Origin of the sequence: Agrobacterium larrymoorei (assembly GCF_037722385.1) — a bacterium.
GTDB classification, from domain to species: domain Bacteria; phylum Pseudomonadota; class Alphaproteobacteria; order Rhizobiales; family Rhizobiaceae; genus Agrobacterium; species Agrobacterium larrymoorei_C.
The window spans coordinates 1-24,855 of sequence record NZ_JBBKAQ010000011.1 but is presented as its reverse complement, the minus strand read 5'-3'; the positions used below and the strand labels follow the sequence as shown (position 1 = coordinate 24,855).

General features: G+C 57.6%; 25 protein-coding genes and 1 tRNA gene. 13 read left to right on the top strand and 13 right to left on the bottom strand.

Annotated elements, in window-relative coordinates; all coding sequences use genetic code 11:
• Positions 1-93: 93 nt before the first annotated feature.
• Positions 94-681: an NUDIX domain-containing protein gene (locus tag WKI41_RS12900; RefSeq protein WP_340193910.1), complete on the top strand. Its 588-nt coding sequence runs from the start codon at positions 94-96 to the stop codon at positions 679-681.
• A 57-nt stretch (positions 682-738) separates the two neighbouring features.
• On the opposite strand, the gene WKI41_RS12895 is transcribed toward WKI41_RS12900, so the two are convergent.
• Positions 739-1,638: a ribokinase gene (locus tag WKI41_RS12895; protein WP_340193909.1), complete on the bottom strand. Its 900-nt coding sequence runs from the start codon at positions 1,636-1,638 to the stop codon at positions 739-741.
• A 218-nt stretch (positions 1,639-1,856) separates the two neighbouring features.
• Entirely contained in the window at positions 1,857-3,053 is a 1,197-nt protein-coding gene (locus WKI41_RS12890) for a DNA recombination protein RmuC (RefSeq protein ID WP_340193908.1), read from the bottom strand.
• Between the two features lie 140 nt (positions 3,054-3,193).
• On the opposite strand from WKI41_RS12890, the gene def reads away from it, so the two are divergent.
• The 3 genes from def to truA are packed head-to-tail and all read left to right on the top strand — an operon-like array spanning position 3,194 to position 5,494.
• Complete coding sequence (def, locus tag WKI41_RS12885; protein ID WP_340193907.1) at positions 3,194-3,706, top strand: peptide deformylase; 513 nt, start codon at positions 3,194-3,196, stop codon at positions 3,704-3,706.
• A gap of 51 nt (positions 3,707-3,757) precedes the next feature.
• Positions 3,758-4,690, top strand: a complete 933-nt coding sequence (gene fmt / locus WKI41_RS12880; protein ID WP_340193906.1) for a methionyl-tRNA formyltransferase — start codon at positions 3,758-3,760, stop codon at positions 4,688-4,690.
• Between the two features lie 3 nt (positions 4,691-4,693).
• Positions 4,694-5,494 carry a tRNA pseudouridine(38-40) synthase TruA gene (gene truA, locus WKI41_RS12875; RefSeq protein WP_340193905.1) on the top strand — a complete coding sequence of 267 codons (801 nt, stop codon included), beginning with the start codon at positions 4,694-4,696 and terminating at the stop codon, positions 5,492-5,494.
• A 17-nt stretch (positions 5,495-5,511) separates the two neighbouring features.
• Here the strand turns inward: truA and WKI41_RS12870 are convergent, their stop codons facing one another.
• The 3 genes from WKI41_RS12870 to dapD form a co-directional block, all read right to left on the bottom strand.
• Positions 5,512-6,108, bottom strand: coding sequence for a hypothetical protein (locus WKI41_RS12870; RefSeq protein ID WP_340193904.1), 597 nt, complete (start codon positions 6,106-6,108; stop codon positions 5,512-5,514).
• Positions 6,095-7,288, bottom strand: a complete 1,194-nt coding sequence (gene dapE, locus WKI41_RS12865; RefSeq protein ID WP_340193903.1) for a succinyl-diaminopimelate desuccinylase — start codon at positions 7,286-7,288, stop codon at positions 6,095-6,097. Before dapE ends, WKI41_RS12870 begins: the two co-directional genes overlap by 14 nt.
• Before the next feature lie 153 nt (positions 7,289-7,441).
• Positions 7,442-8,296 carry a 2,3,4,5-tetrahydropyridine-2,6-dicarboxylate N-succinyltransferase gene (gene dapD / locus WKI41_RS12860; RefSeq protein ID WP_340193902.1) on the bottom strand — a complete coding sequence of 285 codons (855 nt, stop codon included), beginning with the start codon at positions 8,294-8,296 and terminating at the stop codon, positions 7,442-7,444.
• Positions 8,297-8,442: 146 nt separating this feature from the next.
• Between dapD and WKI41_RS12855 the strand changes: the two genes are divergently transcribed.
• Positions 8,443-9,303: an LOG family protein gene (locus WKI41_RS12855; RefSeq protein ID WP_340193901.1), complete on the top strand. Its 861-nt coding sequence runs from the start codon at positions 8,443-8,445 to the stop codon at positions 9,301-9,303.
• Positions 9,304-9,390: 87 nt separating this feature from the next.
• Here the strand turns inward: WKI41_RS12855 and WKI41_RS12850 are convergent, their stop codons facing one another.
• Positions 9,391-10,335, bottom strand: coding sequence for a nucleoside hydrolase (locus WKI41_RS12850; RefSeq protein WP_340193900.1), 945 nt, complete (start codon positions 10,333-10,335; stop codon positions 9,391-9,393).
• 319 nt (positions 10,336-10,654) lie between these two features.
• Between WKI41_RS12850 and WKI41_RS12845 the strand changes: the two genes are divergently transcribed.
• Together WKI41_RS12845 and WKI41_RS12840 are read left to right on the top strand one after the other, a co-directional pair.
• Positions 10,655-11,080, top strand: coding sequence for an Hsp20 family protein (locus tag WKI41_RS12845; protein WP_340193899.1), 426 nt, complete (start codon positions 10,655-10,657; stop codon positions 11,078-11,080).
• A 164-nt stretch (positions 11,081-11,244) separates the two neighbouring features.
• The gene (locus WKI41_RS12840; RefSeq protein WP_062445714.1) at positions 11,245-11,502 is read left to right on the top strand and encodes a DUF1150 family protein; all 258 of its coding nucleotides are present in this window, start codon (positions 11,245-11,247) and stop codon (positions 11,500-11,502) included.
• A 93-nt stretch (positions 11,503-11,595) separates the two neighbouring features.
• Here WKI41_RS12840 and WKI41_RS12835 read toward each other — a convergent pair whose 3' ends face one another.
• Both WKI41_RS12835 and WKI41_RS12830 read right to left on the bottom strand, forming a co-directional pair.
• Positions 11,596-12,192: an EF-hand domain-containing protein gene (locus WKI41_RS12835; protein WP_340193898.1), complete on the bottom strand. Its 597-nt coding sequence runs from the start codon at positions 12,190-12,192 to the stop codon at positions 11,596-11,598.
• 109 nt (positions 12,193-12,301) lie between these two features.
• Positions 12,302-13,021, bottom strand: a complete 720-nt coding sequence (locus WKI41_RS12830; RefSeq protein WP_340193897.1) for a pyrimidine 5'-nucleotidase — start codon at positions 13,019-13,021, stop codon at positions 12,302-12,304.
• Between the two features lie 104 nt (positions 13,022-13,125).
• Here WKI41_RS12830 and WKI41_RS12825 point away from each other — a divergent pair, with 104 nt between their 5' ends.
• On the top strand, positions 13,126-14,043 hold the full coding sequence (locus WKI41_RS12825) for an EamA family transporter (protein ID WP_340194124.1): 918 nt from the start codon (positions 13,126-13,128) through the stop codon (positions 14,041-14,043).
• Between the two features lie 20 nt (positions 14,044-14,063).
• Here WKI41_RS12825 and argB read toward each other — a convergent pair whose 3' ends face one another.
• The gene (argB, locus tag WKI41_RS12820; protein WP_340193896.1) at positions 14,064-14,948 is read right to left on the bottom strand and encodes an acetylglutamate kinase; all 885 of its coding nucleotides are present in this window, start codon (positions 14,946-14,948) and stop codon (positions 14,064-14,066) included.
• Positions 14,949-15,188: 240 nt separating this feature from the next.
• On the opposite strand from argB, the gene WKI41_RS12815 reads away from it, so the two are divergent.
• Positions 15,189-15,566: a hypothetical protein gene (locus WKI41_RS12815; RefSeq protein ID WP_340193895.1), complete on the top strand. Its 378-nt coding sequence runs from the start codon at positions 15,189-15,191 to the stop codon at positions 15,564-15,566.
• A 22-nt stretch (positions 15,567-15,588) separates the two neighbouring features.
• Here the strand turns inward: WKI41_RS12815 and yihA are convergent, their stop codons facing one another.
• The 4 genes from yihA to rpmH are packed head-to-tail and all read right to left on the bottom strand — an operon-like array spanning position 15,589 to position 18,599.
• Entirely contained in the window at positions 15,589-16,236 is a 648-nt protein-coding gene (gene yihA, locus WKI41_RS12810; protein ID WP_340193894.1) for a ribosome biogenesis GTP-binding protein YihA/YsxC, read from the bottom strand.
• Positions 16,233-18,047, bottom strand: a complete 1,815-nt coding sequence (gene yidC / locus WKI41_RS12805) for a membrane protein insertase YidC (protein ID WP_340193893.1) — start codon at positions 18,045-18,047, stop codon at positions 16,233-16,235. Before yidC ends, yihA begins: the two co-directional genes overlap by 4 nt.
• Positions 18,047-18,430, bottom strand: coding sequence for a ribonuclease P protein component (rnpA, locus tag WKI41_RS12800; protein WP_062427079.1), 384 nt, complete (start codon positions 18,428-18,430; stop codon positions 18,047-18,049). The genes yidC and rnpA overlap by 1 nt, the downstream gene beginning before the upstream one ends.
• 31 nt (positions 18,431-18,461) lie before the next feature.
• Complete coding sequence (rpmH, locus tag WKI41_RS12795; protein WP_010972613.1) at positions 18,462-18,599, bottom strand: 50S ribosomal protein L34; 138 nt, start codon at positions 18,597-18,599, stop codon at positions 18,462-18,464.
• Positions 18,600-18,964: 365 nt separating this feature from the next.
• Between rpmH and WKI41_RS12790 the strand changes: the two genes are divergently transcribed.
• From WKI41_RS12790 to WKI41_RS12775, 4 genes are all read left to right on the top strand, one after another.
• Positions 18,965-20,977 (top strand): methyl-accepting chemotaxis protein, encoded by a 2,013-nt coding sequence (locus tag WKI41_RS12790; RefSeq protein WP_340193892.1) that lies wholly within the window; start codon positions 18,965-18,967, stop codon positions 20,975-20,977.
• Positions 20,978-21,252: 275 nt separating this feature from the next.
• Positions 21,253-22,674: an ATP-binding protein gene (locus tag WKI41_RS12785; protein WP_340194123.1), complete on the top strand. Its 1,422-nt coding sequence runs from the start codon at positions 21,253-21,255 to the stop codon at positions 22,672-22,674.
• 217 nt (positions 22,675-22,891) lie between these two features.
• A tRNA-Arg gene (locus WKI41_RS12780) sits at positions 22,892-22,968 on the top strand.
• A 293-nt stretch (positions 22,969-23,261) separates the two neighbouring features.
• Positions 23,262-23,873, top strand: a complete 612-nt coding sequence (locus WKI41_RS12775) for a hypothetical protein (protein WP_340193891.1) — start codon at positions 23,262-23,264, stop codon at positions 23,871-23,873.
• Positions 23,874-24,855: the final 982 nt, after the last annotated feature.

The window sequence follows — 24,855 nt, the reverse complement described above, 5'->3', positions numbered from 1 at the left end:
TCCTGTTGCACGAATTTTCTTGACTCTGCACGAAATTACACGAAATTACCTGCATGTCCACGATCCGTCGGACCCAGCCACGGGGAAAATTTCATGAGCATCGCGCATCGCATCAAGGTTGAGGACGTTCAGGTCCTGTCCAACGATTGGTATCTGTTGAAGAAGACGACCTTTTCATTCCTGCGGGAGGATGGCACCTGGCAGAAACAATCGCGCGAAACCTACGACCGCGGCAATGGCGCGACGATCCTGCTTTATGACAAGGAGCGCCGCACGGTGATCTTGACGAGGCAGTTCCGCTATCCCGCCTTCGTCAACGGCCATGACGATCTTCTGATCGAAGCGCCGGCCGGCCTTTTGGACGATGCCGAACCAGAGGCACGCATCCGTGCCGAAACCGGGGAAGAAACCGGCTTCAAGGTCCGCGATGTGCGCCAGGTCTTCGATGCCTTCATGAGCCCCGGCTCAGTTACCGAGAGACTGCATTTTTTTGTCGGGGAATATCAGCCGAGCGACAGAACCTCGGCCGGTGGCGGCAACGTCGAAGAGGGCGAAGATATCGGTGTTATCGAAATGGGAATCGACGAGGCGCTGGCGATGATCGCTGCTGGCACCATTCGCGATGGCAAGACGATCATGCTTTTGCAATATGCGGCGCTCAATCTTTTCAAGAGAGCTTGATCGGCTGATAGGAAGCGGACGCTCGGCACCGGCCCGGCATCCGCTCGCTCTTGACTTTTACAGCTTGTCATCCACTTCGGTGGCGACGGGAATGGAGGGCTGGGCACCTTCACGGGTGCAAGCCAGCGAACCGGCAACCGCCGCACGACGCAACGCCTTCTCAAAGTCCATTCCAGCATCGAGACTTGCGGCCAGGTAGCCGCAGAATGTATCGCCAGCGCCGACCGTATCGACAGGTTCGATCTTGAGGCCCATGGCTTTGACCAGTTTACCATTGCGAATGGCAATCACGCCCTCAGCGCCCAGCGTGACGATCACAGTCTGACCCGTCTCCTGGTGAAGAGCTGTCAGTTCCTTTTCGCGCTCCGAGGACGACAACCCGCTCTTGCCGATCAAGAGTTCGAACTCGGTCTCGTTGGCGATGACGATCGTAGCAAGCCGCGACAGACGGGCCGCATCTGCCGTCAGTGGCGCAGTGTTGATGATCGTCGTGACACGCCTGGCTTTGGCGGCCTTCAGCGAGGACTCGATCGCATCGGCCGGGATTTCGAATTGCAGCATCAGCGTGTCGCCTTCTGCCATCTCAGAGATAGCGCGCTCTGCATCCTGCGGCGAGACCGTTCCATTGGCCGCGGGAATGACTGAGATCATGTTTTCGCCACCCTCACCAATCAGGATTACGGCCGTCCCCGTTGGTTCAGCAACCGTTTTCACCAGTGAGAGATCAGTGCGCGCATCCCGCAGCAGCGTGAGTGCAGGAGCCGCAAAGGTATCGTCACCAATGGCTCCCGCCATCTTCACGTCCGCTCCGGCGCGACGTGCGGCAAGCGCTTGATTGGCACCTTTACCACCAGCGGCCGTGGAAAAGCTTTTGCCCGTGACCGTCTCGCCTGGCTTCGGCAGACGTTCGGAGGTGGCGACGAGATCCATGTTGATGGAGCCGAAAACAGTAATCATGCGAGGCTGACCCAAAAGGCAAAGATGTTAACAATGCCAATAGTGCTACAGCATCGGCCCGAAAATCGGAATCGATTTTTGGAAAGCACGATGCGTCGATTGAAGGAAGATAGAGCGTCCTTTGTGCGTCTAAAAAGACGCACGGCGCTCTAGCGCATCAAGATCAAAATCGGAAATCGATTTTGCAAAGGCGCGATGTTCGGGTCTTTCAGCGACGCCTACTCGTCATCCACCACACGCAGCTTGGCAGCACCGGCACGCGCATCGGCGATGCGACGCAGATGCTCCACCTCCGAATGGGGGATGTCTTTGGTGCTCGCGGAAAAATCCAGACTTTCGATCTTGCCGCCCCGCGCCAGAACTTTTTCCGATGAGGTCAGCATCATCTCGACATCGCGCTGTGCCTGGCCGAAATGCGTCTGGAGCTTGCGCGTGCGCTCGTCCAGACGCCGCACATCATCCATCAACAGCGCCACTTCGCCTTGGATCAGGTGAGCCTGCTCGCGCATGCGCTGATCCTTCAGCACCGATTGAATGACCTGAACCGACAGCATCAAGAGCGATGGCGAAACGATGACCACGCGGGAGCGATGGGCGCGCTGCACCAGATACTCGAAATGCTGGTGGATATCGGCAAAGATCGATTCAGATGGCACGAAGATGAAGGCGGTATCCTGCGTTTCTCCAGGGATGAGGTATTTCTCCGCCACATCGCGAATATGAACTTCCATGTCCCGGCGGAACTGCTGGGTGGCGGCGCGTTTGGCTTCCGGCGACTCATCCGCTTTCAAGGCATTCCATGCTTCCAGCGGAAACTTGGCGTCGATCACCAGCGACGGCGCATTGTTGGGCATCTTGATCGTGCAGTCCGGCCGAAAGCCGTTCGAAAGTGTAGGTTGGAGTTGGTAGGTGCCGGAGGGCAGCGCATCGGCAATCAGCGCCTCCATCCGCGCCTGTCCAAAGGCGCCGCGCGTCTGCTTGTTGGACAGGATTGCCTGCAGGCCAATCACATCCTTGGCGAGATCCTGAATGTTGCCCTGCGCAGCATCGATGACCGCAAGGCGCTCCTGCAGCTTGCTGAGATTATCATGCGTCGAGCGGGTCTGTTCGGTTAGCGTTGTTCCCAAACGCTGCGACATGCCATCCAGCCGCTCGTTCAGCGTCTGGCTCATCTCGGTCTGGCGTGCGGAGAAGGCTTCCGCCATGGCGGCGATGCGGCCTTGCAACTCGGTCTGGGTCTTCAAAAGCTCGGTCAGTTCTTCGCGCGGCTGATCTGGTACCGCCGGTTTGCGCAGGAGGACGAGGACAGCCGCGAGCCCGGCAAATGCTAGAACGACCAGCAGCGCGCCAATCGAGATGTGGACCGTTCCGACACTGAAAGCCGTTTGACCGAGAGCATTGAGATCGATGTTCATGACGCAATCTAGCAGAGTTATTCTGATTCGTACAAAACAAGAACATGTCCGCGGCGAAAATGAGTCGGTTATCCAGTCTCAGCATTGAATCGACCGTATTTTTTCGTTTCCTCAGGTGATCAGATGGGTTAAGGGAAGCCATGACGATCAAGCCCCTTATCATTTTGCCCGATCCGCTGCTGCGCCAGCAATCCAAGCCCGTCGAGACGGTGGATTCCGAAATCCAGCGTCTGGCCGACGACATGCTGGAAACCATGTATGATGCGCCTGGAATCGGTTTGGCCGCAATCCAGATTGGCGTTGCGCGCCGGATGCTGGTAATCGACCTTTCGCGCGACGACGAGGAAAACAAGCCGCAGGTTTTCATCAATCCGGAAATCCTGAAAGTTTCGGACGATGTCTCCACCTATGAAGAGGGCTGCCTTTCGATCCCCGACTACTACGCCGAAGTCGAACGACCGGCCTCTTTGACAGTTCGATATATTGATCGCGACGGCAAGCAGCAGACGGTGGAGGCTGATGGCCTTCTCGCCACCTGCCTGCAGCATGAGATCGACCACTTGAACGGCGTACTCTTCATCGACCACATCTCGCGGCTGAAGCGTGACATGGTCATCAAGAAATTCACCAAGCTGGCCCGCGCCAAGGTCTGATCCGGCTGGCCGAAAGGCCTTCTGGTAACAGCAGCAGGGCAGGGGGCAATCATGGCTCTTCGCATCATCTTCATGGGAACACCGGAGTTTTCGGTCCCCACGCTGCGCGCGCTCAAAGAGGCGGGCCATAATGTAGTGGCCGTCTATACCCAGCCGCCCCGTCCGGGCGGTCGCCGTGGACTGGATTTGCAAAAATCTCCCGTGCATCAGGCCGCAGAGCTTTTGGGCATTCCGGTCCTGACCCCGCTCAATTTCAGGGCGGAGGAAGATCGACAGCATTTTGCCGAGTTTGATGCCGACGTCGCCGTCGTCGTCGCCTACGGTCTTCTTCTGCCCGAGGCCATTTTGAATGGTACGCGCCTTGGATGCTACAACGGCCATGCCTCTCTTCTGCCCCGTTGGCGGGGTGCCGCCCCCATCCAGCGCGCCATCATGGCGGGTGACGCCGAAACCGGCATGATGGTGATGAAGATGGAGAAGGGGCTGGACACCGGCCCTGTGGCGCTGACTGCGCGTGTTCCCATCGATGAGGACATGACGGCCGGAGAGTTGCACGACGCGCTGATGCTAAAGGGCGCAAGACTGATGCGCGACGCCATGGCAAAGCTCGAGAACGACGATCTGCCGCTGACGCAGCAGTCCGAAGAAGGCGTCCTTTACGCCGCCAAGATCGACAAGGCGGAAACCCGGATCGATTTCTCCCGTCCGTCGCAGGACGTCCACAACCATATTCGCGGGCTGGCACCTTTTCCGGGCGCTTGGTTCGAACTGGAGATCGGCGGCAAGCCGGAACGCGTCAAGGTTCTGGCAAGCGAACGCGCCGAAGGCATGGGTGAGGCTGGTTCCGTGCTGGACGATCAGCTGACCATTGCCTGCGCCAGCGGTGCGGTACGTCTCGTCAAGCTGCAAAAGGCTGGCGGCAAGCCGATGCTCGCGTCCGATTTCCTGCGCGGAACACCCGTTGTCATCGGCACGAGGGTGTAGCGGATGCCGCGTTTTCGCATGACCGTGGAATATGACGGCACGCCCTATGTCGGCTGGCAGCGGCAGGACAATGGCCGGTCGGTTCAGGGCGCGCTGGAAGCAGCCGTTCTCTCGCTGACGGGTGAGAAGGTCGGCATTCGTGGCGCCGGTCGAACGGACTCCGGTGTGCATGCCGTTGGTCAGGTCACGCATGTGGATCTGTCGCGCGATTGGCAGCCCTACAAGCTGCGCAATGCCCTGAATGCGCATCTCGGCATGGCAGGCGACGCCGTCTCCGTGCTCGACGTGGAAGCCGTGACGCCAGATTTTGATGCCCGCTTTTCCGCCATTCGCCGCCACTATCTCTATCGTATCATCTGCCGCAAATCGCGTCTCGCGCTGGAATATAAGCGCGCCTGGTGGGTCTCGAAGGACCTGGACCATGAGGCGATGCATGCGGCCGCACAGATGCTGGTCGGCAGACATGACTTCACCACTTTTCGCTCGGTGCATTGCCAGGCCAACAGCCCAGTGCGTACGCTCGACCGGTTGGACGTGAGCCGCACTGGCGACTTGATCGAAATCCGCGCAACGGCGCAAAGCTTCCTGCACAACCAGATACGCTCCTTTGCCGGTACGTTGAAGTTGGCAGGCGAGGGTGCCATGACGCCCGACGACGTGCGTGCAGCACTTGAGGCGCGGGACCGCAAGGCCTGCGGTCCGGTGGCACCGCCCGAAGGGCTCTATTTCATGCAGGTGGATTACCCCGACGTCATACCGCCGCGATTGCCGCCCACAGAGAAGGTCGTCGGCGATACTGCCTGACCGCTCAGGCAAGATCGTTATGTCGGATAGACGCCGAGAAAGCGTTGAAGCAGTTCCGAGAGAATCATCCCAGGCACGAGCAATGTCATGACAAGCGCTGTTACCAGGAGCGGTTGATCGCGCACGAAAAACCGCACGATCCTCGAAAAGGCGAAGACTAGGGAAAGCAGGAGTGCGAACCAGAGGATCGCGACAATCCCGTGCAATGCGGGTAGGAACAGCGCAATCAGGATCAGAAGTGAATAGGCGTAGGAGAAGGGCACGGACAACCAGTTCGCCACGACGACGATGGCCGGAAATCTGTCCCGTACGCCGAACGCCAACAGCAAAAGCCCGATCAGGATCAGCGGCACCATCCAGCAGATGGCTTCGACGATGGCGAGACGAACGAAGAAGATCACACCGGTATGCACACCTTCCGGCAGGCCGGACAGATAGGCCTCATGCCACCAGTACCAAGAGAGCGCCATGGAGGGGAGGCACCACAAGGCGGCATAGAAGGAGCGAAACATACCGCGATCGCTGATGTCGAGAAGCCGCATGCCCTCCTTATTGCCGAGAAACAGCAACCAGAGGCCGCGCAGATAATAGGAAACTTCGCTACTGGGCGGCATGACCGAACCAACGTTCGATGAAGGTTTCATAGATGCGTGTCAGCGTTTCGAGGTCCGCGACGGCCACGCGCTCATCCACCATGTGCATTGTCTGGCCGACGAGGCCGAACTCGACCACGGGGCAGTAATCCTTGATAAAGCGGGCGTCCGAGGTGCCGCCGGTTGTCGATAGCTTCGGCTCCAGACCCGTGACCTCGGCAACCGCACCCGAGAGCGAGGAGATCAGCGCATTGTTGCGCGTCAGGAAGACATGGCTTGGCCGATCGGCCCAGACGATCTCGTAATTGACCGGTGCCCGATCCGGACGAAGCGCGCCGTCAGCGGCAGCCGCATCGAGACGACGGATGATCTCGGCTCGCAGCGTTCCCGCCGTCCAGGTATCGTTGAAGCGAATGTTGAAGGACGCCGTGGCCCGTGCCGGAATGACATTGGTTGCAGCGTTACCCGTATCGATAGTTGTCACTTCCAGGTTGGACGGCTGGAAATTCTCGGTGCCATGATCGAAGGGCGGGTCCATCAAAGCCTGCGTCAATTGCAGCATGCCGCGAATGGGATTGTCGGCAAGGTGCGGATAGGCGGCATGTCCCTGCACGCCTTGAACCGTAATGCGCCCCGACAAAGAGCCACGACGGCCGATCTTGATCATGTCGCCAAGCTGGTCTGGATTGGTCGGCTCGCCAACCACGCAGGCATCCCAGCTTTCGCCTTTGGCGGCAGCCCATTCCAGAAGCTTCGAGGTGCCGTTGATCGACGGTCCTTCTTCATCGCCGGTGATTAGAAAAGAAACGGAGCCCTGCGGCTTCCCATGCTTTTCGATATGGCGAGCGATCGCTGCGACGAAGCAGGCGATGCCGCCCTTCATGTCGACCGCCCCGCGACCATACATTTCACCGCCAGCAATCTCAGCGGCGAAGGGCGGATGGCTCCACGCCGCTTCGTCACCCACCGGCACGACATCGGTATGGCCGGCAAACATCAGATGCGGACCATCGGTGCCGAGGCGGGCGTAAAGATTTTCCACATCAGGCGTGCCGTCTTCGGTGGCCACCATCCGCTCCACGTCAAAGCCGAGTGGCGAGAGCAGGCTGTCGAGAAGGCTGAGCGCCCCGCCTTCCGCGGGCGTGACCGACGGACAACGGATGAGGGCGGCAAGATTGGAAACGGGATCGGTGGCGTTCATGGGTCTGTCTACTCTCCGCCGCTTCTACTCTTAAAGCGTGTCGCGATCTTTCAGATTCGCTCCCTACGCTTTAAGTCCTTGTTTTGTCGCATGTCGTTACCGCAAAACCGCTGCACACTTTTGCGCGACATGCTTTAGCCGGTCTTCTTGAGTTCAATCGCGCAGCAGCTCGTTGATGCCGGTCTTCGAGCGGGTCTTCTCATCGACAGTCTTGACGATGACGGCGCAGTAGAGGCCGGGGCCTGGCTCGCCATTGGGGAAGGGCTTGCCGGGCATGGTGCCTGCAACGACGACAGAATAAGGTGGCACTTCGCCGTAGGAGATTTCGCCGGTCGCGCGGTTCACGATCTTGGTCGACTTACCGATATACACGCCCATGCCAAGGACTGAACCTTCGCGTATGATGCAGCCTTCGACGACTTCCGAGCGGGCGCCGATGAAGCAATTGTCTTCGATGATGGTGGGGCCTGCCTGAAGCGGCTCAAGCACGCCGCCAATGCCAACGCCGCCGGAAAGGTGGACATGCTTGCCGATCTGCGCGCAGGAGCCGACGGTTGCCCATGTATCGACCATGGTGCCTTCATCGACATAGGCGCCAAGATTGACGAAGGACGGCATCAGCACGACGTTCTTGGCCACATAAGCGGAGCGGCGAACGACGGCATTCGGCACAGCGCGAAAACCTGCAGCGCGGAACTGGTTTTCACCCCAGTTTTCGAACTTGGAAGGCACCTTGTCCCACCATGTGGATTCGCCCGGACCACCGGTGACGATTTCCATGTCGTTGAGGCGGAAGGACAAGAGCACGGCCTTCTTCAGCCACTGGTTCACTTTCCAGTTGCCGTTCGACTCACGCTCGGCCACGCGGGCCTCGCCAGCGTCGAGAAGGTTCAGAGAGGTCTCGACCGCATCGCGAATTTCACCCTTCGTCGAGGTGTTCACGCTGTCGCGGTTTTCGAACGCGGTTTCGATGATGCTTTCGAGGGTGCCGAGATCCGAGCTGCTCATGAGAATTCCTTAAACTTCGCTGACTATCGTCATTTCAGGGAAACATCCGCACCGCTGGCCGGACACGGTCAATTGCTCTAAGCGAGTGTTTCAAGTGCGTCAATGCGATTTGGGCGATTTGACGCAAGCATCGGAAAGGCATGGAAATGGCGAAACTGAAAAACGGCAAGCTGCGGCGTAAAGATGGGGTTTGGGACCCGCTGAAGAGCAGTTCGGATGACAAGCAGCATGCCGAAGTCATCCCCAAGACGCCGCAAAGTGCTTCGCCTTCCTATCGCCTTGCCTATACCGACACCGACTTCCTATGCCGGGAGGAGCTACGCCCGATCCGGCTTCAGCTCGAACTGCTGAAACCGGAGATGATCCTCGCCGAACGCGGTATCAAATCGACGGTCGTCATGTTCGGTGGCGCGCGCATTCCAGAGCCCGGTGCCGCTGCCTGGGCAGCACGCAATGACGTCCAGAAGAAGAACCTTGAAGCGGCCTCTGTCTACTATGATGAGGCACGCAAATTCGCGCAGCTCTGTGCTGGCGAAGCGGAGAAATTCGATCACCGCGAATATGTCGTTGTCACAGGCGGGGGTCCGGGCGTGATGGAGGCGGGCAACAGGGGTGCGTCGGAAGCTGGCGCGCCGTCCATTGGCCTCAACATCCTTCTGCCGCATGAACAAGCACCAAACCCTTATGTGACGCCTGAACTCAGCTTCAACTTCCACTACTTTGCCATCCGCAAGATGCACTTCCTGATGCGCGCCAAGGCCGTCGTCATCTTCCCCGGTGGCTTCGGCACGATGGACGAGTTGTTCGAGACCGTGACGCTGATCCAGACCAAGCGCATGGCACCGATCCCCCTCATCCTCTTCGGCAAGGACTTCTGGCATTCGATCATCAACTTCAAGGCCTTGGCCGATTTTGGCACCATCGCGCCAGAGGATATCGACCTGTTTCACTTCGCGGAGACGGCTGAAGAGGCCTGGAAGGTCGTCGCCGATTTCTATGAGCTATAAGGGCTGCCGTTATTCGGCGGGTTAAGATCGAAAAAAATGCCCGGGCTCAAACGTCTCTGAACCCGGGCATGATGTGAGGGGCAGTTTTCAAAGCCGCGCGAAGCGCTCGGTGAGCAGCGCAAAGAACCCGTCGGCATCCACATCGCGCAACACTTTGGCATTGACCGGACGATCGGTCACCTTCCACCAATCGACCACGGTCATGCCCATGGTCAGCTCCGAAGACGTTTCGATTTCCACATTGCAATCGCGTCCAGCAAAAAGCTCAGGCTTGATCAGGTAGGCAATCACGGTTGGATCATGCAGCGGCCCGCCATCGGAGCCGTATTTCTCCACGTCGAAGCGCTCGAAGAACTCCAGCATTTCTGCCATTGCGATGGCCGGATGCGTTCCGATATCGCGGATGCGGGCGACGCGCGCTTTGGTGGTCAAAAGCTTGTGCGTCACATCGAGTGGCATCATCACGAGCGGAATGCCGGAGCGGAAGACGATTTCGGCGGCATGCGGATCGACATAGATGTTGAACTCGGCCGCTGGCGTGATGTTGCCGCCCTCGAAGAAGCCGCCGCCCATCAGCACCAGCTCCTTTACCCGTTGTGCGATATCCGGCGCCTTTTGAAGAGCGGTCGCGACGTTGGTCAGCGCGCCAAGCGTGCACAGCGTCACTGTGCCTTCCGGCTCGCGACGAAGCGTGTCGATGATGAAGTCCACCGCATGCTGTGACTGCGCAGCCAGTGTGGGCTCTGGCAGGGTCGGACCATCCAGACCAGTGCTGCCGTGCACATGCTCGGCCGTGATCGGCGCACGCACCAGCGGACGTTCGCAGCCCTCATAGACCGGGACCTCTGGGCGGTTGCAGAGTTCCAGAATGATGCGAATGTTCCGGCTCGTCAGCTTCAGCGGGACATTGCCTGCCACGGCGCAGAGGCCAAGAATTTCGATCTCTTCTGGGCTCGCCAGAGCAAGCATGATCGCGGCTGCGTCATCCTGCCCAGGATCGGTATCGATAATGATTTTTCTGCGCTCGGCCATAATGATCCTGTCTGTCTAAAAGCGCCGTGCTCGCCTCTTGGACGCATTAAGGACGCTCTATCGCTTTAAATTTACCCATCGTACTTCCGAGATCGATTGCGATGTTCGGTGGAGTACGATGCTGTAGGTAACGTCTTTTTCAAGCTGCTTTGATCGCCTTGTCAATGGGCCGCCGAAGACTGATGGTTTTGCCCGTGCGGCGTTCTTGTGTTTCGGGCACCATGTTACCATATGCGAAAGAGCTGCCGAACCGGGGCTGGGCGCTCTATTGAAATGCGAGCGCCATGAGATCGTCGCTTGGATGCAAGGACACTATATTATGAGCCGCATGACACCCTTCACGCACCCGCTGATGCTGGGCTTCGATGCCATGGAAAAGACGCTGGAGCGTATGGCTAAATCGAATGACGGCTATCCTCCCTACAACATCGAGCGGTTGGCGGCGGAAGGCTCGAGCCCTGAGCGATTGCGCATCACCATTGCAGTTGCTGGCTTTGCCGAAGACGACCTCGATGTCACGACTGCGGACAATCAACTTGTGATCCGGGGACGCCAGCAAGATCAGGAAAAGCGCGACTACCTCTATCGTGGCATCGCTGCGCGCCAGTTCCAGCGCGTGTTTGTGCTGGCAGATGGCATGCAGGTGCACGATGCGCGTCTGAAGAACGGTCTCCTCTCCATTGAACTCACGCGTCCGGAAATCTCCAACGTGGTGAAGAAAATTAACATTTCCGTCTCACAGTAACAGCCTGGCCCCGTAGACCGATTCTGTTCGGTCTGCTGGTCAAAGACCAACGTATCGGCGCAAAGATCCGGCTGATCTTCGCAACGGACCGCGCGTCGACTTGAAATTGAGAGCGTCCACATGCTTCCTCTATGGATGCGGCGGCGCTCGATGGAGGCTGAAACATGCTTTTAAAAGAAGCGCATGCGCGCCTGACCAAATCCCAGTTGGCCCATCTTGGTGCCGGTGAAGTGGGCTACATTCGCAAGATGCGAGCCGAGCAGGTGATGAAGTGCTTTCCCGAGGCGCCCGAGATCGATCCCGGTCTTGACCTCTGGGCTCTTTTCGGCGCCGACGGCACGCCTATCCTGCTCACCGACAATCGGTCCAGCACCTTCTTCAAGGCTGCGGAAGACGAACTTCGGACCATCAGCCTGCACTAGGTTCGATTTGCTGATCAGCCGGTCGTAAAGCTATCATTTCAAGTAAAAGGCCCACCCTGAAACAGGGCGGGCCTATAATAAACGTCGGGACGTTTAGAGCCAGGGGCGATCTGGCATGTCGTCGATGCTGATGACGCCGTCATTGTTGACGTCGAGGCGGGTGAAGATCTTTTCGCCGGCAGCCATGAATTCCGGCTTGCTCAACTGGCCGTTGCCGTCCGTATCGGCCGTGGCGAACATGCCGCCCATCTTGCCTTTCCGGCCTTTGCCCTTGCCTTCCTCGCGCGCTTCGCGAGGCTTGCTCTCGCGGTCGCCGTCCTTCTTGTCGCCTTCGGCTTTCTTCTTGTCACCTTCGGCGGCGGCCTTTTCAGGCTTTGGATTGGCAGCACGCCATGCGTCCATCTTCGCCTTGCGATAATCGCGCATTTCCTTCGGTGTGATGGAGCCGTCCTTGTCGGCGTCGATCTCAGTGAAGAGCGCCTCTTGGCGAGCGTTGAATTCTTCCTTGGTGATCTTGCCGTCCTTGTTGGTGTCCGCCACCTTCAGGAGATGAACGAACATCGGCTCCGGGCGCATGCGCGGACCATCGCGGTCGGCGCCGCCACGAGGAGCTGCCATCGTCACGGACGCGGTGGTGCTGAGCATCAGGGCAGCCCCAAGTGCGGTGATGGCGATCTTCCGTTTTAGCATTTCAAAACCTTTCCGTTGGTGTCCCTCGTAAGACGCTAGAGGCGACGCTTCGTTCCCACCAGTTAAACATCGGTAATGCATATGAAATATCGTTAATATAAGGAGTGCCTTAAGCCTGACTGGCTTGAAGCCCTGTTAGAAAGTCCGACAGGTTATCAGTGATGTAATCGATGTGATCATCCGTTTCTGCCGGGATTTCCCACCGCTCCATCACGATGCCTTCAAGATTGCGCGGAACGAGAAGAACCGTCTTCATTCCCATTGCCTTGGGTGCAGTCAGATTGCGTGGCAAGTCCTCGAACATCGCAGCGCGTTTGGTGTCGAGCTGTTTCAACGCGGCAAATTTCTCGTAAGTCTGGCCTGCAGGCTTCGGCAAATAGCCGGCAGCGACGATGTCGAAGATATCTTCGAATTGATCGAGGATGCCCAGCGCGCCGGCAGCCGCTTGTGCGTGCTTGACACTGCCATTGGTCAGAATGAATTTTCGACCAGGCAGCGCCTTGATCGCCTCGCCAAGCTCCGGGTCCGGAAGAAGAGCGGAGTAATCGATCGCATGGGCCTTCTCCAGAAAGTCATTAGGATCGATACCGTAATGTATCATAAGCCCCTGAAGCGTCGTGCCGTGCTCATGGTAGTAGCGCTTCTGAAGAACGCGCGCCTCTTCCGGATCCAGCTGCAACAGCTCTGCCACATAGGCGGTCATGTTGCGGTCGATCTGGGAGAAGAGATTGATGTGATGCGGATAGAGCGTGTTGTCGAGATCGAACACCCACTCCGTCACATGGGCGAAATCGGCTGGCTCGGCGGTGTTTTTCGGCTTTGTGTTCATGCAGGGCTTTATGCCTGTTTCCCATGCCAAATAAAATGGAAAACACGCCGCCGTCGACGAAAACCGTCCTTGGCGGCGAACCTGCGCAGATGCTAATCGAAAGCATGGAATTGTGGATCGGGATTACTCTGGTCAGCGCCTTCTTGCAGAACCTGCGCTCGACCTTTCAAAAGCATCTGAAGAAAAGCATGGGCACCACAGGCGCCACCTTCGTGCGCTTTGGTTTCGGTATGCCCTTTGCGCTGGCCTATCTGGCCTTTCTGCATGTCGGACTGGCAAGGCCACTTCCATCGATCAATCAAATGTTCGTGCTGTGGGCGGCGGTTGGATCGATGGCGCAGATCGGCGCGACCTTCCTCCTGGTACACCTGTTTTCGTTCCGCAACTTCGCGGTGGGCACCGCCTATTCCCGCACGGAGCCCGCCCAGGCCGCCCTGTTTGCCCTGATCTTCGTCGGCGAAAGTGTGAGCGCCGGAACGCTGCTCGCGATTGCCATATCGGTCTCCGGTGTCATGTTGATCTCGGTGGCGAGAACGGCACTCTCTCCCGTCTCCATCATCACCTCCGTCTTCAGCAGGACGGCAGGTATCGGCCTCGCATCTGGCGCACTCTTCGGTCTCTCCTCCGTTGCTTATCGTTCCGCATCGCTCTCGATTGCCGCAAGCCTGCCAGCACCGGACGCCATCATGCAGGCGAGCTTTACGCTCGTGGTGGTCATCGTGACGCAAACGGTAACGATGCTGATCTGGATACTATTGAAGGAGCGAGAAGAACTGGCGCGCATCGCCAAGGCATGGAAACCGGCCATCACCGTCGGGTTCGTCGGCGCCACCGCTTCGTTCGGCTGGTTCACGGCCATGACGTTGCAGCAGGCTGCGGTGGTCAAGGCGCTGGCGCAGGTAGAGATGCTTTTTGCCTTCGCCTCGACAGTTTTTTTCTTCAAGGAGAAGATCAACAGTCTCGAATTGATCGGCTGCCTGTTGATCGTCCTTGGCGTGCTGTCGCTTCTGGCTTGGGGCTAGCCTGAGCAGAAATTCAGTCGTTAAGGCACGATCAGCGTGCCGGCGCCTTCCGTAAAGATTTCCAGAAGCACCGAGTGAGCAGTCTTGCCGTTGAGGATCACGACGCCTTGCACCCCTGCCTTGATCGCCTCGATACAGGTTTCCACCTTGGGGATCATCCCGCCGGAAATCGTGCCGTCCTTGATCAACGCCTGGGCTTGGGAGACCGTCAACTCCTTGATGAGTTCCTTGTTCTTATCGAGAACGCCCTCGACATCGGTCAGGAACAGCAGGCGAGTGGCGTGCAGCGCACCAGCAATCGCGCCGGCAAAGGTGTCGGCATTGATGTTGTAGGTCGCGCCGTCGCGACCAGGCGCCACGGGAGCGATGACGGGGATCATCTCGGACTTCGCCAGAAGATCGAGCAGTGTCCGGTCCACTTCGACGACTTCGCCGACGAAGCCTAGATCAAGAACCCGTTCGATATTGCTGTCCGGATCGATCACTGTCTTGCGGGCCTTTTCGGCAAAGACCATGTTGCCGTCCTTGCCGCAGAGGCCGATGGCCCACTCACCCGTCTGGTTGATGAGCGCGACGATCTCCTTGTTGATCGAGCCTGCCAGAACCATTTCGACGATCTCGACAGTCTTGGCGTCGGTCACGCGCAGACCGCCTTCGAATTTCGATTCGATCCCCATCTTCGTCAGCATCGCACCGATCTGCGGACCGCCGCCGTGGACGACAATGGGGTTGATACCGGATTGTTTGAGAAGGGCGATGTCTTCGGCGAAAGCTTTTCCAAGAGCCATATCGCCCATGGCGTGACCGCCATATTTTACGACGATTGTCTTGTTTTCATACTTCTGCATGAAGGGAAGGGCCTGAGCTAGAAGCCGGGCCTGCATTTCGCTTTCAAAACTCGCCATTGAAAAACCTCGTCTTTGATTGCGCCGCTTGTAACGCAAGTTTTTGACGGATGAAACATGGGATGGGGCAGGCGAGGAATATTAATTCGCAGAGGATGGCCGATGCGTTGCCTAATCGGATTGACACGCGAGCGCAATCGGACCAGCCTTGTTCGGGGAGTACTGCGTCCGGCCGATCGAGGTTCGAATCGGTGGGCTGTCATGATGACAGTGGCGCGAAGCAGCGGAGTTTGATGAAGAATGGCCTTGCCGGATAAGGATATGCGCGGCGGTTTGAAGGACCAGGTGCTTGCGGGCAAATATGTGCTCGGCGCGCTGCCGGAAGACGTGAAAGCCGAGCTTGCCGAACGGGTCCGCAAAGACCAGCAATTCGCCACCATCGTCCGGCGCTGGGAAGACAATCTTGCCGAAACGGAAATGCGAGAGCAGCGGACCTTTGCCTCCTACGTAGATGCATCCATGGACCACGCGCTTCGCCGTTCGGACGACAAGCTGCATCGCAGCATCTATGGCCGCTTTGCCATCCTGACAGCCCTGTGGAACTCCACGCGCTTCTGGCGCATGACGACGCTTGCGGCCGTCCTGTGGGCCGCAGTGCTGCTCTTCACCGCCGTGTAAATGATGCGAAGTCCTGACACTGTCAGGACTGTGGGTAGCCCACCGTCTTTAGGATTTCGGCACGAAGTTCATCGAGACCAGCCGACTTTTCCGATGATGTCGCCAGAACTTCCGGATAGGCCGCAGGACGCTTGCGAATCTTTTCCAGCGTCTCGCTGATGAGGCGCGGAACAGCGGGTTCCTTGATCTTGTCCGTCTTCGTCAGAACGATCTGATAGGAGACAGCCGCCTTGTCGAGAAGGCTCAAGACGTCCTCGTCATTCTTTTTGATGCCGTGACGGGAATCGATCAGCACATAGACGCGCTTCAAGGTTGCCCGGCCACGCAAGTAATCGAAAACAAGCTTCGTCCAATTGTCGACCTGATCCTTCGGCGCCTGCGCATAGCCGTAGCCCGGCATGTCCACCAGTGCCATGGGTGGCAGGTCGTCGCCAGCGCCGGAATAGCCTTCTGGCACGAAGTAGTTGAGTTCCTGCGTGCGGCCCGGCGTGTTCGAGGTACGCGCCAATCCCTTATGACCGACGAGCGCGTTGATCAGCGAGGACTTGCCGACATTCGAGCGCCCGGCGAAAGCGATTTCTGCCGGGCCTTCGGGTGGAAGGAACTTCATGGCCGGAACGCCGCGGATGAAAATCCACGGCCTTCCAAAGAGGGGCTTGTCAGCCGTCATTTGGATTGCACCGGCTTTCGCTTGAACAACCCTTTAAGGTTGTCGAAGAGCTCGATCTTGGCACCGTGGCGCTTCATGATCACAGCCTGCTGCGAGATCGACAGCGTGTTGTTCCATGCCCAGTAGATCACGAGACCGGCCGGGAAAGACGCCAGCATGAAGGTGAAGATCAGCGGCATCCAGGTGAAGATCATCGCCTGGGTCGGATCTGGCGGTGTCGGGTTCATGCGCATCTGCAGGAACATTGTGATGCCCATGATGATAGGCCAGACGCCAATCATCAGGAAGTGCGGCACGTCATAGGGCAGAAGGCCGAACAGGTTGAAGAGCGAGGTCGGGTCGGGCGCAGACAGGTCGTGAATCCAGCCGAAGAAAGGCGCATGACGCATTTCGATGGTGACGTAGATGACCTTGTAGAGCGCGAAGAATACCGGGATCTGCAGAAGCATCGGCCAGCAGCCGGCAATCGGATTGATCTTCTCTTCCTTGTAGAGCTGCATCATCGCCTGCTGCATGCCCATACGGTCGTCGCCGAATTTGGCCTTCAGCTCTTCGATCTTGGGCTGCATGCGCTTCATGTTCGCCATGGAAGCGTACTGCTTGCTGGCAAGCGGGAAGAACAGAAGCTTGACGACGATGGTGGTGAGCAGGATCGCCACGCCGAAATTGCCAAAGTAACGGAAGAAGAAATCCATCAGTTTGAACATCGGCTTGGTGATGAAGTAGAACCAGCCCCAGTCGATCAGAAGATCGAACTTCGGAATGGTATATTGCTTCTCGTAACGGTCAACGAGCGGCACTTCCTTGGCACCAGCGAAGATAAGGTTCTTCAGCTCGGTGGACGCGCCAGGTGCCACTGTCAGCGCATCGCTGCGATAGTCGGCCTGGTAGCGCGGCTGACCGTCGGTGAAGTGGGTGTAACGGGTTTCGACAGCCTTGTCCTGAGGCGGGACGATTGCCGCTGCCCAGTACTTGTCGGTGATGCCGAGCCAGCCACCGGTTGCCTTCGGCAGAACAAAAGGCTGTTCCTCGACCTTCTTGTAGGTCTCTTCCGTCAGGCTGCCATCGGCGCCGGCAACGCCCAGGAAGCCCTCGTGGATGACGAAGACGGGCGGGGTAACGGGCTTGTTGTTACGGGTGATGCGACCGTAAGCCGAGAGCGTTATCGCTTCCTGACCTGGGTTGTCGATCTTGTCGGTAACGGTGATCATGTAATGATCGTCGATCGAGATGGTGCGGTTGAAAACCACGCCCTTGTCGTTGGTGTAGGAAAGCGTCACCGGTGTCGTTTCGGTCAGCTTCGCGCCGGCGGGAGCCGTCCACACCGTGGTCGGGCCAGGCACGGAGCCAACGCCGTCATTGCCGATGTAGCCAAGCTCGGTGAAGTAGCCATCATGCGTATCGGAAGGCGAGAAGAGCGTGATGATCGGGCTCGAGTCATCCACAGTCTCGTGGTAGTCCTTCAAGCGAACGTCATCGATACGCGCGCCGGTCAGGTTGATGGAGCCGGCGATTGCGTTGGTGTCGATCTCGACGCGCTGCGTCTTTGCCAGTGCATCGGCACGCGAAATGGTCGCGGCCTGCTGGCTGCTCGTGCCGGGAAGCGTGCCGCTCGGCGTTGTTGCCGGGGCCGCCGTGCCATCGGCAGGTGCCGTCGTGGTCTGTGTCTGTTGCGTGGCCTGCTGCGCCTGGCGTGCCTCTTCGGCGCGGCGCTGCTGCTCGATACGCGGGTTCATGTAGAGGAACTGCCAGGCAAGTACGATGACAACCGAAAGGGCGATCGCGATGAAGTAATTGCGGTTTTTTTCCATCATTCTTTCCTGGAGCGGGTCTCCCGGGAGCGTCCGTTTTTCGCGCGTCCCTCGATCCGCTCTATGAGCAAGTTTTCCAGTACGGCGAAGTCGGTATTCAATGCGTCCCTTCGGGCGACAATCACATAGTCATGCCCGGGTTTCATTGCAAACCCGGCAGAAAGCCTGACGGCTTCCCTGAGACGGCGGCGCATACGGTTGCGTTCGACCGCGTTTCCCTGGCGTTTCGTAACGGTAAAACCGACCCTGGGTTCGGTTTCAGGAGCCTGTCGATCCAGAACCTCCAGAAGAAAAGTGCTTCCGCGCCTTTTTTCACCCGCCTGAACGGCAAGGAAATCCGGCCGGTTTTTCAACCGACCGGGCATTTTTTTCTTATCTGTCATCTGCCACGACTTTCATCGGGCAACCACTTGATTAAGCGGACAGACGTGCGCGACCGCGGGCGCGGCGAGCTGCAAGAACCTTGCGGCCGCCAGCTGTAGCCATGCGAGCACGGAAACCATGACGGCGCTTGCGAACAAGCTTGGACGGTTGGAAAGTACGCTTCGACATTTATTTAATACCGCGGGGTGCGGCCCTTCTTGACTTTGCCTTTAAGGGCAAGAGCGTTTCGACTATGCCCGGAAAGCCATCATAGACTGCAAAATGCCCGGACGTGCGGGCTTATAAGGGCTTATGGCCCGCAAAGTCAATTGCAGAACCGCATCACCGGCTCATGGCGCGACGGCGCTTTTGGCCGGCATAATCCCACAGTTAATCGGCGGACTTTCCCAAGGCCGACTTTTTCAAAGATTCTGAAACATAAGTAAAATCTGAAATTGTTTCTTAATTGACGTTAAATAACGTTCTCGTGACCAGATAGCCGGGAACTTTGTGTCTCCGGCCTGAGTGAATTTGGACTATCGGGGGAATTCGCAGTGAAAATTCGAAGCAAGATCAATCTACTCGTCGGCTTTTTAAGCCTCGTGGCCTGTAGCATTGGTGGCCTTTCCATCTACGCCATCAACAAATATCAGACACACACCGTTGCTCTGGATGCCGTAGCAGATCGTGCCCGATACGGCGAAACCCTCAACAGGCTTGTCACCGCTGTCGTCATGGAAGCCCGCGGCGTGTACGCGGCAAAGGACACCGCGGCGGCGGGGAAGTTTGCCGATGGCATCATCGCCAACCTCGATGCGATGTCCGCACTTCTTAAGGAATGGAAGCCGCGGGTTCCGGCCCATCAGGCCGCAGCCTTCGATAACATCGAAAAGCGCTTCGCCGAGTTTCGCGCCTTCCGCACCGAGACTGCCCGTCTTGGCCGCGAAGTTGGCCCACAGGAAGCAAGCGTTCAGGGCAACAACGAAGCCAACCGAGAAAACCGCAAGGCCTATCAAGCCGAAATCGACGCAGTCGTGAAGGACGATCTTAAAGATCTCGATGCAATCAAGTCCGAGATTGACGCCTTTGGCCAGTTTATCTTCCTGGTTGTTGCCCTTGTCACCGTCACCGGTGTCGGAGCCGGAACCATCATCGGCCTTTATGTCGGCTCCAGGCAATTGAGTGCGCCGATCCTAAACGTGTCGGAGATGATGAAGTCCGTCGCCGACGGCAACCTCGAGGCCAAGATCCCCTATCTCGATCGCAAGGATGAGATCGGCCAAATGGCTGCCGCTGTCGAAATCTTCAAGCGTAATGGCCTTGAAGTGCGGCGCATGAATGCGCAGGAAACCGCCATGCGCGCCAAGAGCGACGACCTCCAGGCTGGTATGGCAGATGTGGTGGGTGCAGCGGCGCAAGGCGACTTCAGCCGTCGCATCACCAAGGATTACGGTGACGACAATCTCAACCGCTTCGCAAAGACGATCAACGATCTTCTCGGCAGCGTCGATAGTGGTGTTTCCGAGGCAGGTCGTGTCATGGCCGATCTTGCGCAGGGCGATCTGACGCGCGCCATGAACGGCAACTTCCACGGCGTCTTCGCCGAGCTTCAGGCTAACATCAACGACACGATGGCTAAGCTGAAAGCGACAATGGCGGAAGTGCAGGAGAGCACCGAAGGCATCAATGGCAATGCCAACGAACTGCGATCTGCAGCTGACGATCTTTCAAAGCGCACGGAGCAACAGGCGGCAGCGTTGGAAGAAACGTCGGCCGCGCTGGATGAGATTACTGCCGTCGTGAAGAACTCCACCGCGCGCGCTCAGGAAGCAAGTGCAATGGTATCGGACACCAAGGAAAAGACGGCTCATTCCGCCAAAGTAGTGCGCGATGCCGTCACCGCGATGGGCCGGATCGAGCAGGCATCGCGCGAAATCAGCCAGATCATCAACGTCATCGACGAAATCGCATTCCAGACGAACCTCCTGGCTCTGAACGCAGGTGTTGAAGCTGCGCGTGCAGGCGAGGCTGGCAAGGGCTTCGCCGTTGTTGCGCAGGAGGTGCGTGAACTCGCGCAGCGCTCCGCCAACGCCGCAAAGGATATCAAGGCGCTCATCACCAAGTCTGGAGAAGAGGTCGGCAGTGGCGTGACGCTGGTTCGCCAGACAGGTGTCGCGCTGGAAGATATTGAAACGCGAATCTTGAGCATCAACGACCACATTCATTCCATTGCCACGGCCGCACAGGAACAGGCGACGGGTCTCCAGGAAGTCAACACTGCCATCAACCAGATGGACCAGGTCACCCAGCGAAATGCTGCCATGGTGGAGGAGACCTCTGCTGCAACACATAAGCTCAGCGGCGAGGCGGCAACGCTGGTTTCTCTGGTCGGCCGTTTTCGTCTCGGGAACGATGCAACAATACGGACCCAGAGATTTGCGGCCCCAGCCCGACCGTCTTCCGCGCCAGTGGCTTCTCCGGCCCGCAAAATGATGGGCACGGTGGCCCGTGCCTTCAGTGGCTCTGCCGCAGTTGCGCAAAGCAAGGACGAGTGGCAGGAGTTCTGACCACTACATCAGACTCAAGCTGACATCAGACGCCGCCTCTCTGGGCGGCGTTTTTCGTTTCCGCCGTTCAATCGTGGATCGGCCTCGCATCTGTTTGAAATTTCGCCTCGAATCCTTATGATGGCTCGAAATGACGCTGTTTGCCGAATTGGATGCCGCCAAGGCTTCTGATCGTTGCCGGCAGACCAACAGGAAAAGCCCTGGTGTTTTCAACACTCAGAAACCGGATGAATGGTGAGCTGGAGGACGAGGCCACTGGCCGACCCCTGCGCGAAATGCCCGGCGTGACGCAAGGGCTGTCCGGACGCCTGCTTCTATTGACCATCATCTTCGTCATGATCGCCGAGATCCTGATCTTTGTGCCATCCGTGGCCAATATGCGCCTGTCCTGGCTACGCGACAGGCTGAATACGGCTGCTGCTGCGGGCGTTGTCATCGACGGCTTGCAGACGGAACTGCCCCGTAGCGTCCAGAACGATACGCTGCTGGCGACCGGCGCAAAGCTCATCGCGCTGAAGAAGGACGGCACGTCCACGCTTCTGGCCGCAACCGAGGTGCCACCCAGCGTCGACGATCAATACGACCTTTCGGACGTGTCGCAGTTGCAGGCCGTCCGCGATGCGTTTTCTGTCCTGCTGTTTGGCCAGAACCGCGTCATCCGTGTCTTCGATGTCATTGGCGACAGCAACATGATCATCGAGATCGTCATGAGCGAGAACCGGCTGCGTGCTGCGATGATCGCCTATGCAGGCAACGTGTTGATGATTTCGGTTGCCCTGTCGCTGATCACCGCCAGCCTGATTTTCGTCTCCATCAACCGCATTCTGATCCGCCCGATCCGCCGCTTGACGGTCGGCATGCAAACCTTCTCGGAGCGGCCGGACGATCCTGCCAGCCTGTTCAAACCGGAGGAGGGGACAGACGAGCTTGCAGTTGCAGGACGACATCTGGCCGACATGCAGGTTCAATTGCAAAAGACGCTGCGGCAGCAGAAGAACTTGGCCGATCTCGGTCTCGCCGTCTCCAAGATCAACCACGATATGCGCAACATCTTGGCCTCCGCCCAGCTCATGTCCGACAGGTTGGTGGATGTGGAAGATCCCATGGTGCGCAGCTTCGCGCCAAAGCTTCTGAGAACCATCGATCGCGCTGTCGGTTATACGAGCGAGGTGCTGGCTTACGGTCAGGCAACAGAAGGCGCACCGAGACGCCGCATGATCGAGCTCGGTGAAGTGGTCCAGGATGTGAAGGACATCCTCGCCATCGAACCGGAAAGCGGGATCGAGTTCGTCGATACCATCCCGGACGGTCTGAAGATTGATGCCGATAGCGAGCAACTGTTTCGCGTTCTCTACAATCTCTGTAAAAACAGCGTGCAGGCGCTGCAGCAGGCAAGCGCCTCCGATTACCCTGCGAAGCGCCTGACGATCGCCGCCCAGCGCAACGACGACGTCGTCAGCATCGTCATCGATGATAACGGCCCCGGCATGCCGCAGAAGGCGAGAGAAAATCTGTTCTCGGCGTTCCGTGGCTCCGCACGCTCGGGCGGCACAGGTCTAGGCCTCGCCATCGCCCGCGAGCTTGTCCTCTCTCATCGCGGTACGATTGCGCTGGTCGAAAAGGCAGACCGCGGCACACAGTTCCGCATCGAGATTTCAGATCGCCCGCAGCCTGGGTCGGCTGCTATCGCGAGCTAAATTTCAACGCTTCTTCCCACCCTTCAAAGCCGCCTGGACTCCGCCTATTCTCGATCACGAATCTGATGATCAAATTCGTCTTGTCCAGAAGTTATTAAATTTCAACGACTTGTAAAATTCACCGCAGGAAAATGACGATTTAAAAACAAAATCGCTTGCATTCGAAGGTAGGACGTTTTAGAGGATCGCCACGCCAGCAGAACAGCTTCTGCGGCACGCACCCGTAGCTCAGCTGGATAGAGCACCAGACTACGAATCTGGGGGTCAGGAGTTCGAATCTCTTCGGGTGCGCCATTCTTTTCCTAATGCATTGTTCCGCCAAAACAACTAAGGTTTCAGGACCTTAGCGCAAGCCTTCTGCTACACTTCGGTTACGCACAAGGGTTTCACACTCATGGCAGGAATCACCTACATTCAAAGGCGTCCCGGATCAGGCATCTATCAATTCCGAAAGCGGCTCCCGAAAGAGTTAGCTGGTCAGGTTGCCTCGGATCACATCAAGCGCCACGTCCCTGAGCTCATCAACACCGATACCGGATGTTTCAAGCGTGAGCTTGTGGTGTCTCTCGGCACTAAGGAGGGGTTGAATGCCTTTAGGAACGTTCGTAGTGAAGTACGCTGGCACTATCGCTGGCCATGCGCTGAAAAAGGTGCTGGAAACACGGGCAGAAGCCGCAAAGGAAATTCTCCTTGACCGCATCAGAAAAGGTGGTGCTAACCTCAGCGACCTTCCTGAAGACGAGGCCGCCGCGATAACATTCCGATACATGCGGGCGGCAGAAGAGGGGTCTGCGCGTTTGAACTTGAAGTTGCTAGCTGATGTCATCGCTGGCCAAGATGCAAAGTCAGGTCGGAGCGCAAATGAATTTCTCATGTGGGCAGACATCTTGACGAGCCTGAAATCTGACGAAGTGATTGTTTTAGGCATCCTGCATCGACAGGCAAAGACCGTTGATTACAAGTTTCGTTATACTGGTGAATTTTGGAGTGAGTGCCAACGCGTCCTTAGCGATGAGCGCAAGATGTCCTTCTCAACAAGCGACTCTTTGGCTGCGGCACTTATGCGGACTGGTCTTGTGACTATTCTCGGTGGTCTAATGAGCCAAGGGCACGCCTACCTTCCAACGACAAATCTCCAAAAGCTTGCCGAAATGGCAGACCTTGAGACCTACTACATGCAAGAGCCTTACATAGCCTAGGGCTTCTTCACACTATCAACCTGAGGTAAGCTCCTTGCCAAACACTTAGACGGGGGTCTTGGGTATGCGGCGTATAGCTTTTCTTTGTGCAATCTTTCTTTCTGCTCCTACCTTAGCGCTGGCGTTCTGTTCTCAGCCATACGGTGACGTGACGCTACCCGACGCTCCCGGAAGCTTCCACAAGCCGTCCGCACCATACTGTCTCTCGGGTTATAAGTTTTCCAGAAAGCATACTTGCTCAGATTGGGAAATTCGGAGCTACCAGAGCGAGATTGAGGACTATCTCAACAAGTTGCAGACATATGCCAATGACGCAGTAGATGCGGCAAACAAAGCGATATCCTTTGCAAATGATGCGAAGAGCTACGCCAAATGCGAGAGTGAGGATGTCCTGGCAGATTTGAACTAGGAGCCGCCCTGATGGACTTCCTCTCAATCATCTTGGCAGCGTTAGGCATTCACCGGGAGCGGGCAAACAAAGCCAGCGACAGGAGGATAGAAGCCTCCGCCTTGTCTCTGAGGTCTCAGCTGAGGCTGCGCAAGCGGCCAACATGGTGGCGATAGCTATGCCAGGCATTATGCTACGGCTTCAAGCTGTTCAACCTGACCAGCCGGAAGTTCAAGCCAACTGCTCGACAACGCTCACCACAATGTACACCCAAGCGAAACAGCCTCACGAGATGGCTGAAGGGTACAAGCCGATGGTTGAGAAGGGGAGCAATTGGGCGGATTGGGACCTAGCTTTGCGGAAGCTTCACGAATGGCGAGCTACGATTTCCGTGCTACGGCCTCAGACGGAAGCAATCGTACGGCGTTACGAGGAGCTACTAACCCAAGCTGAGCAAGGCTACGAAGCCCCGGTCCCAGCCCTACAGCAACCCTTATGGTCTTAGCGAGATAGAGGATGGGATGCCCCGCCATTGTAAGGTTCTGGGTTGATCTGGGTAGAAGGCGTCAAGGTGCCTAGGGGTGCCCCTTTTGC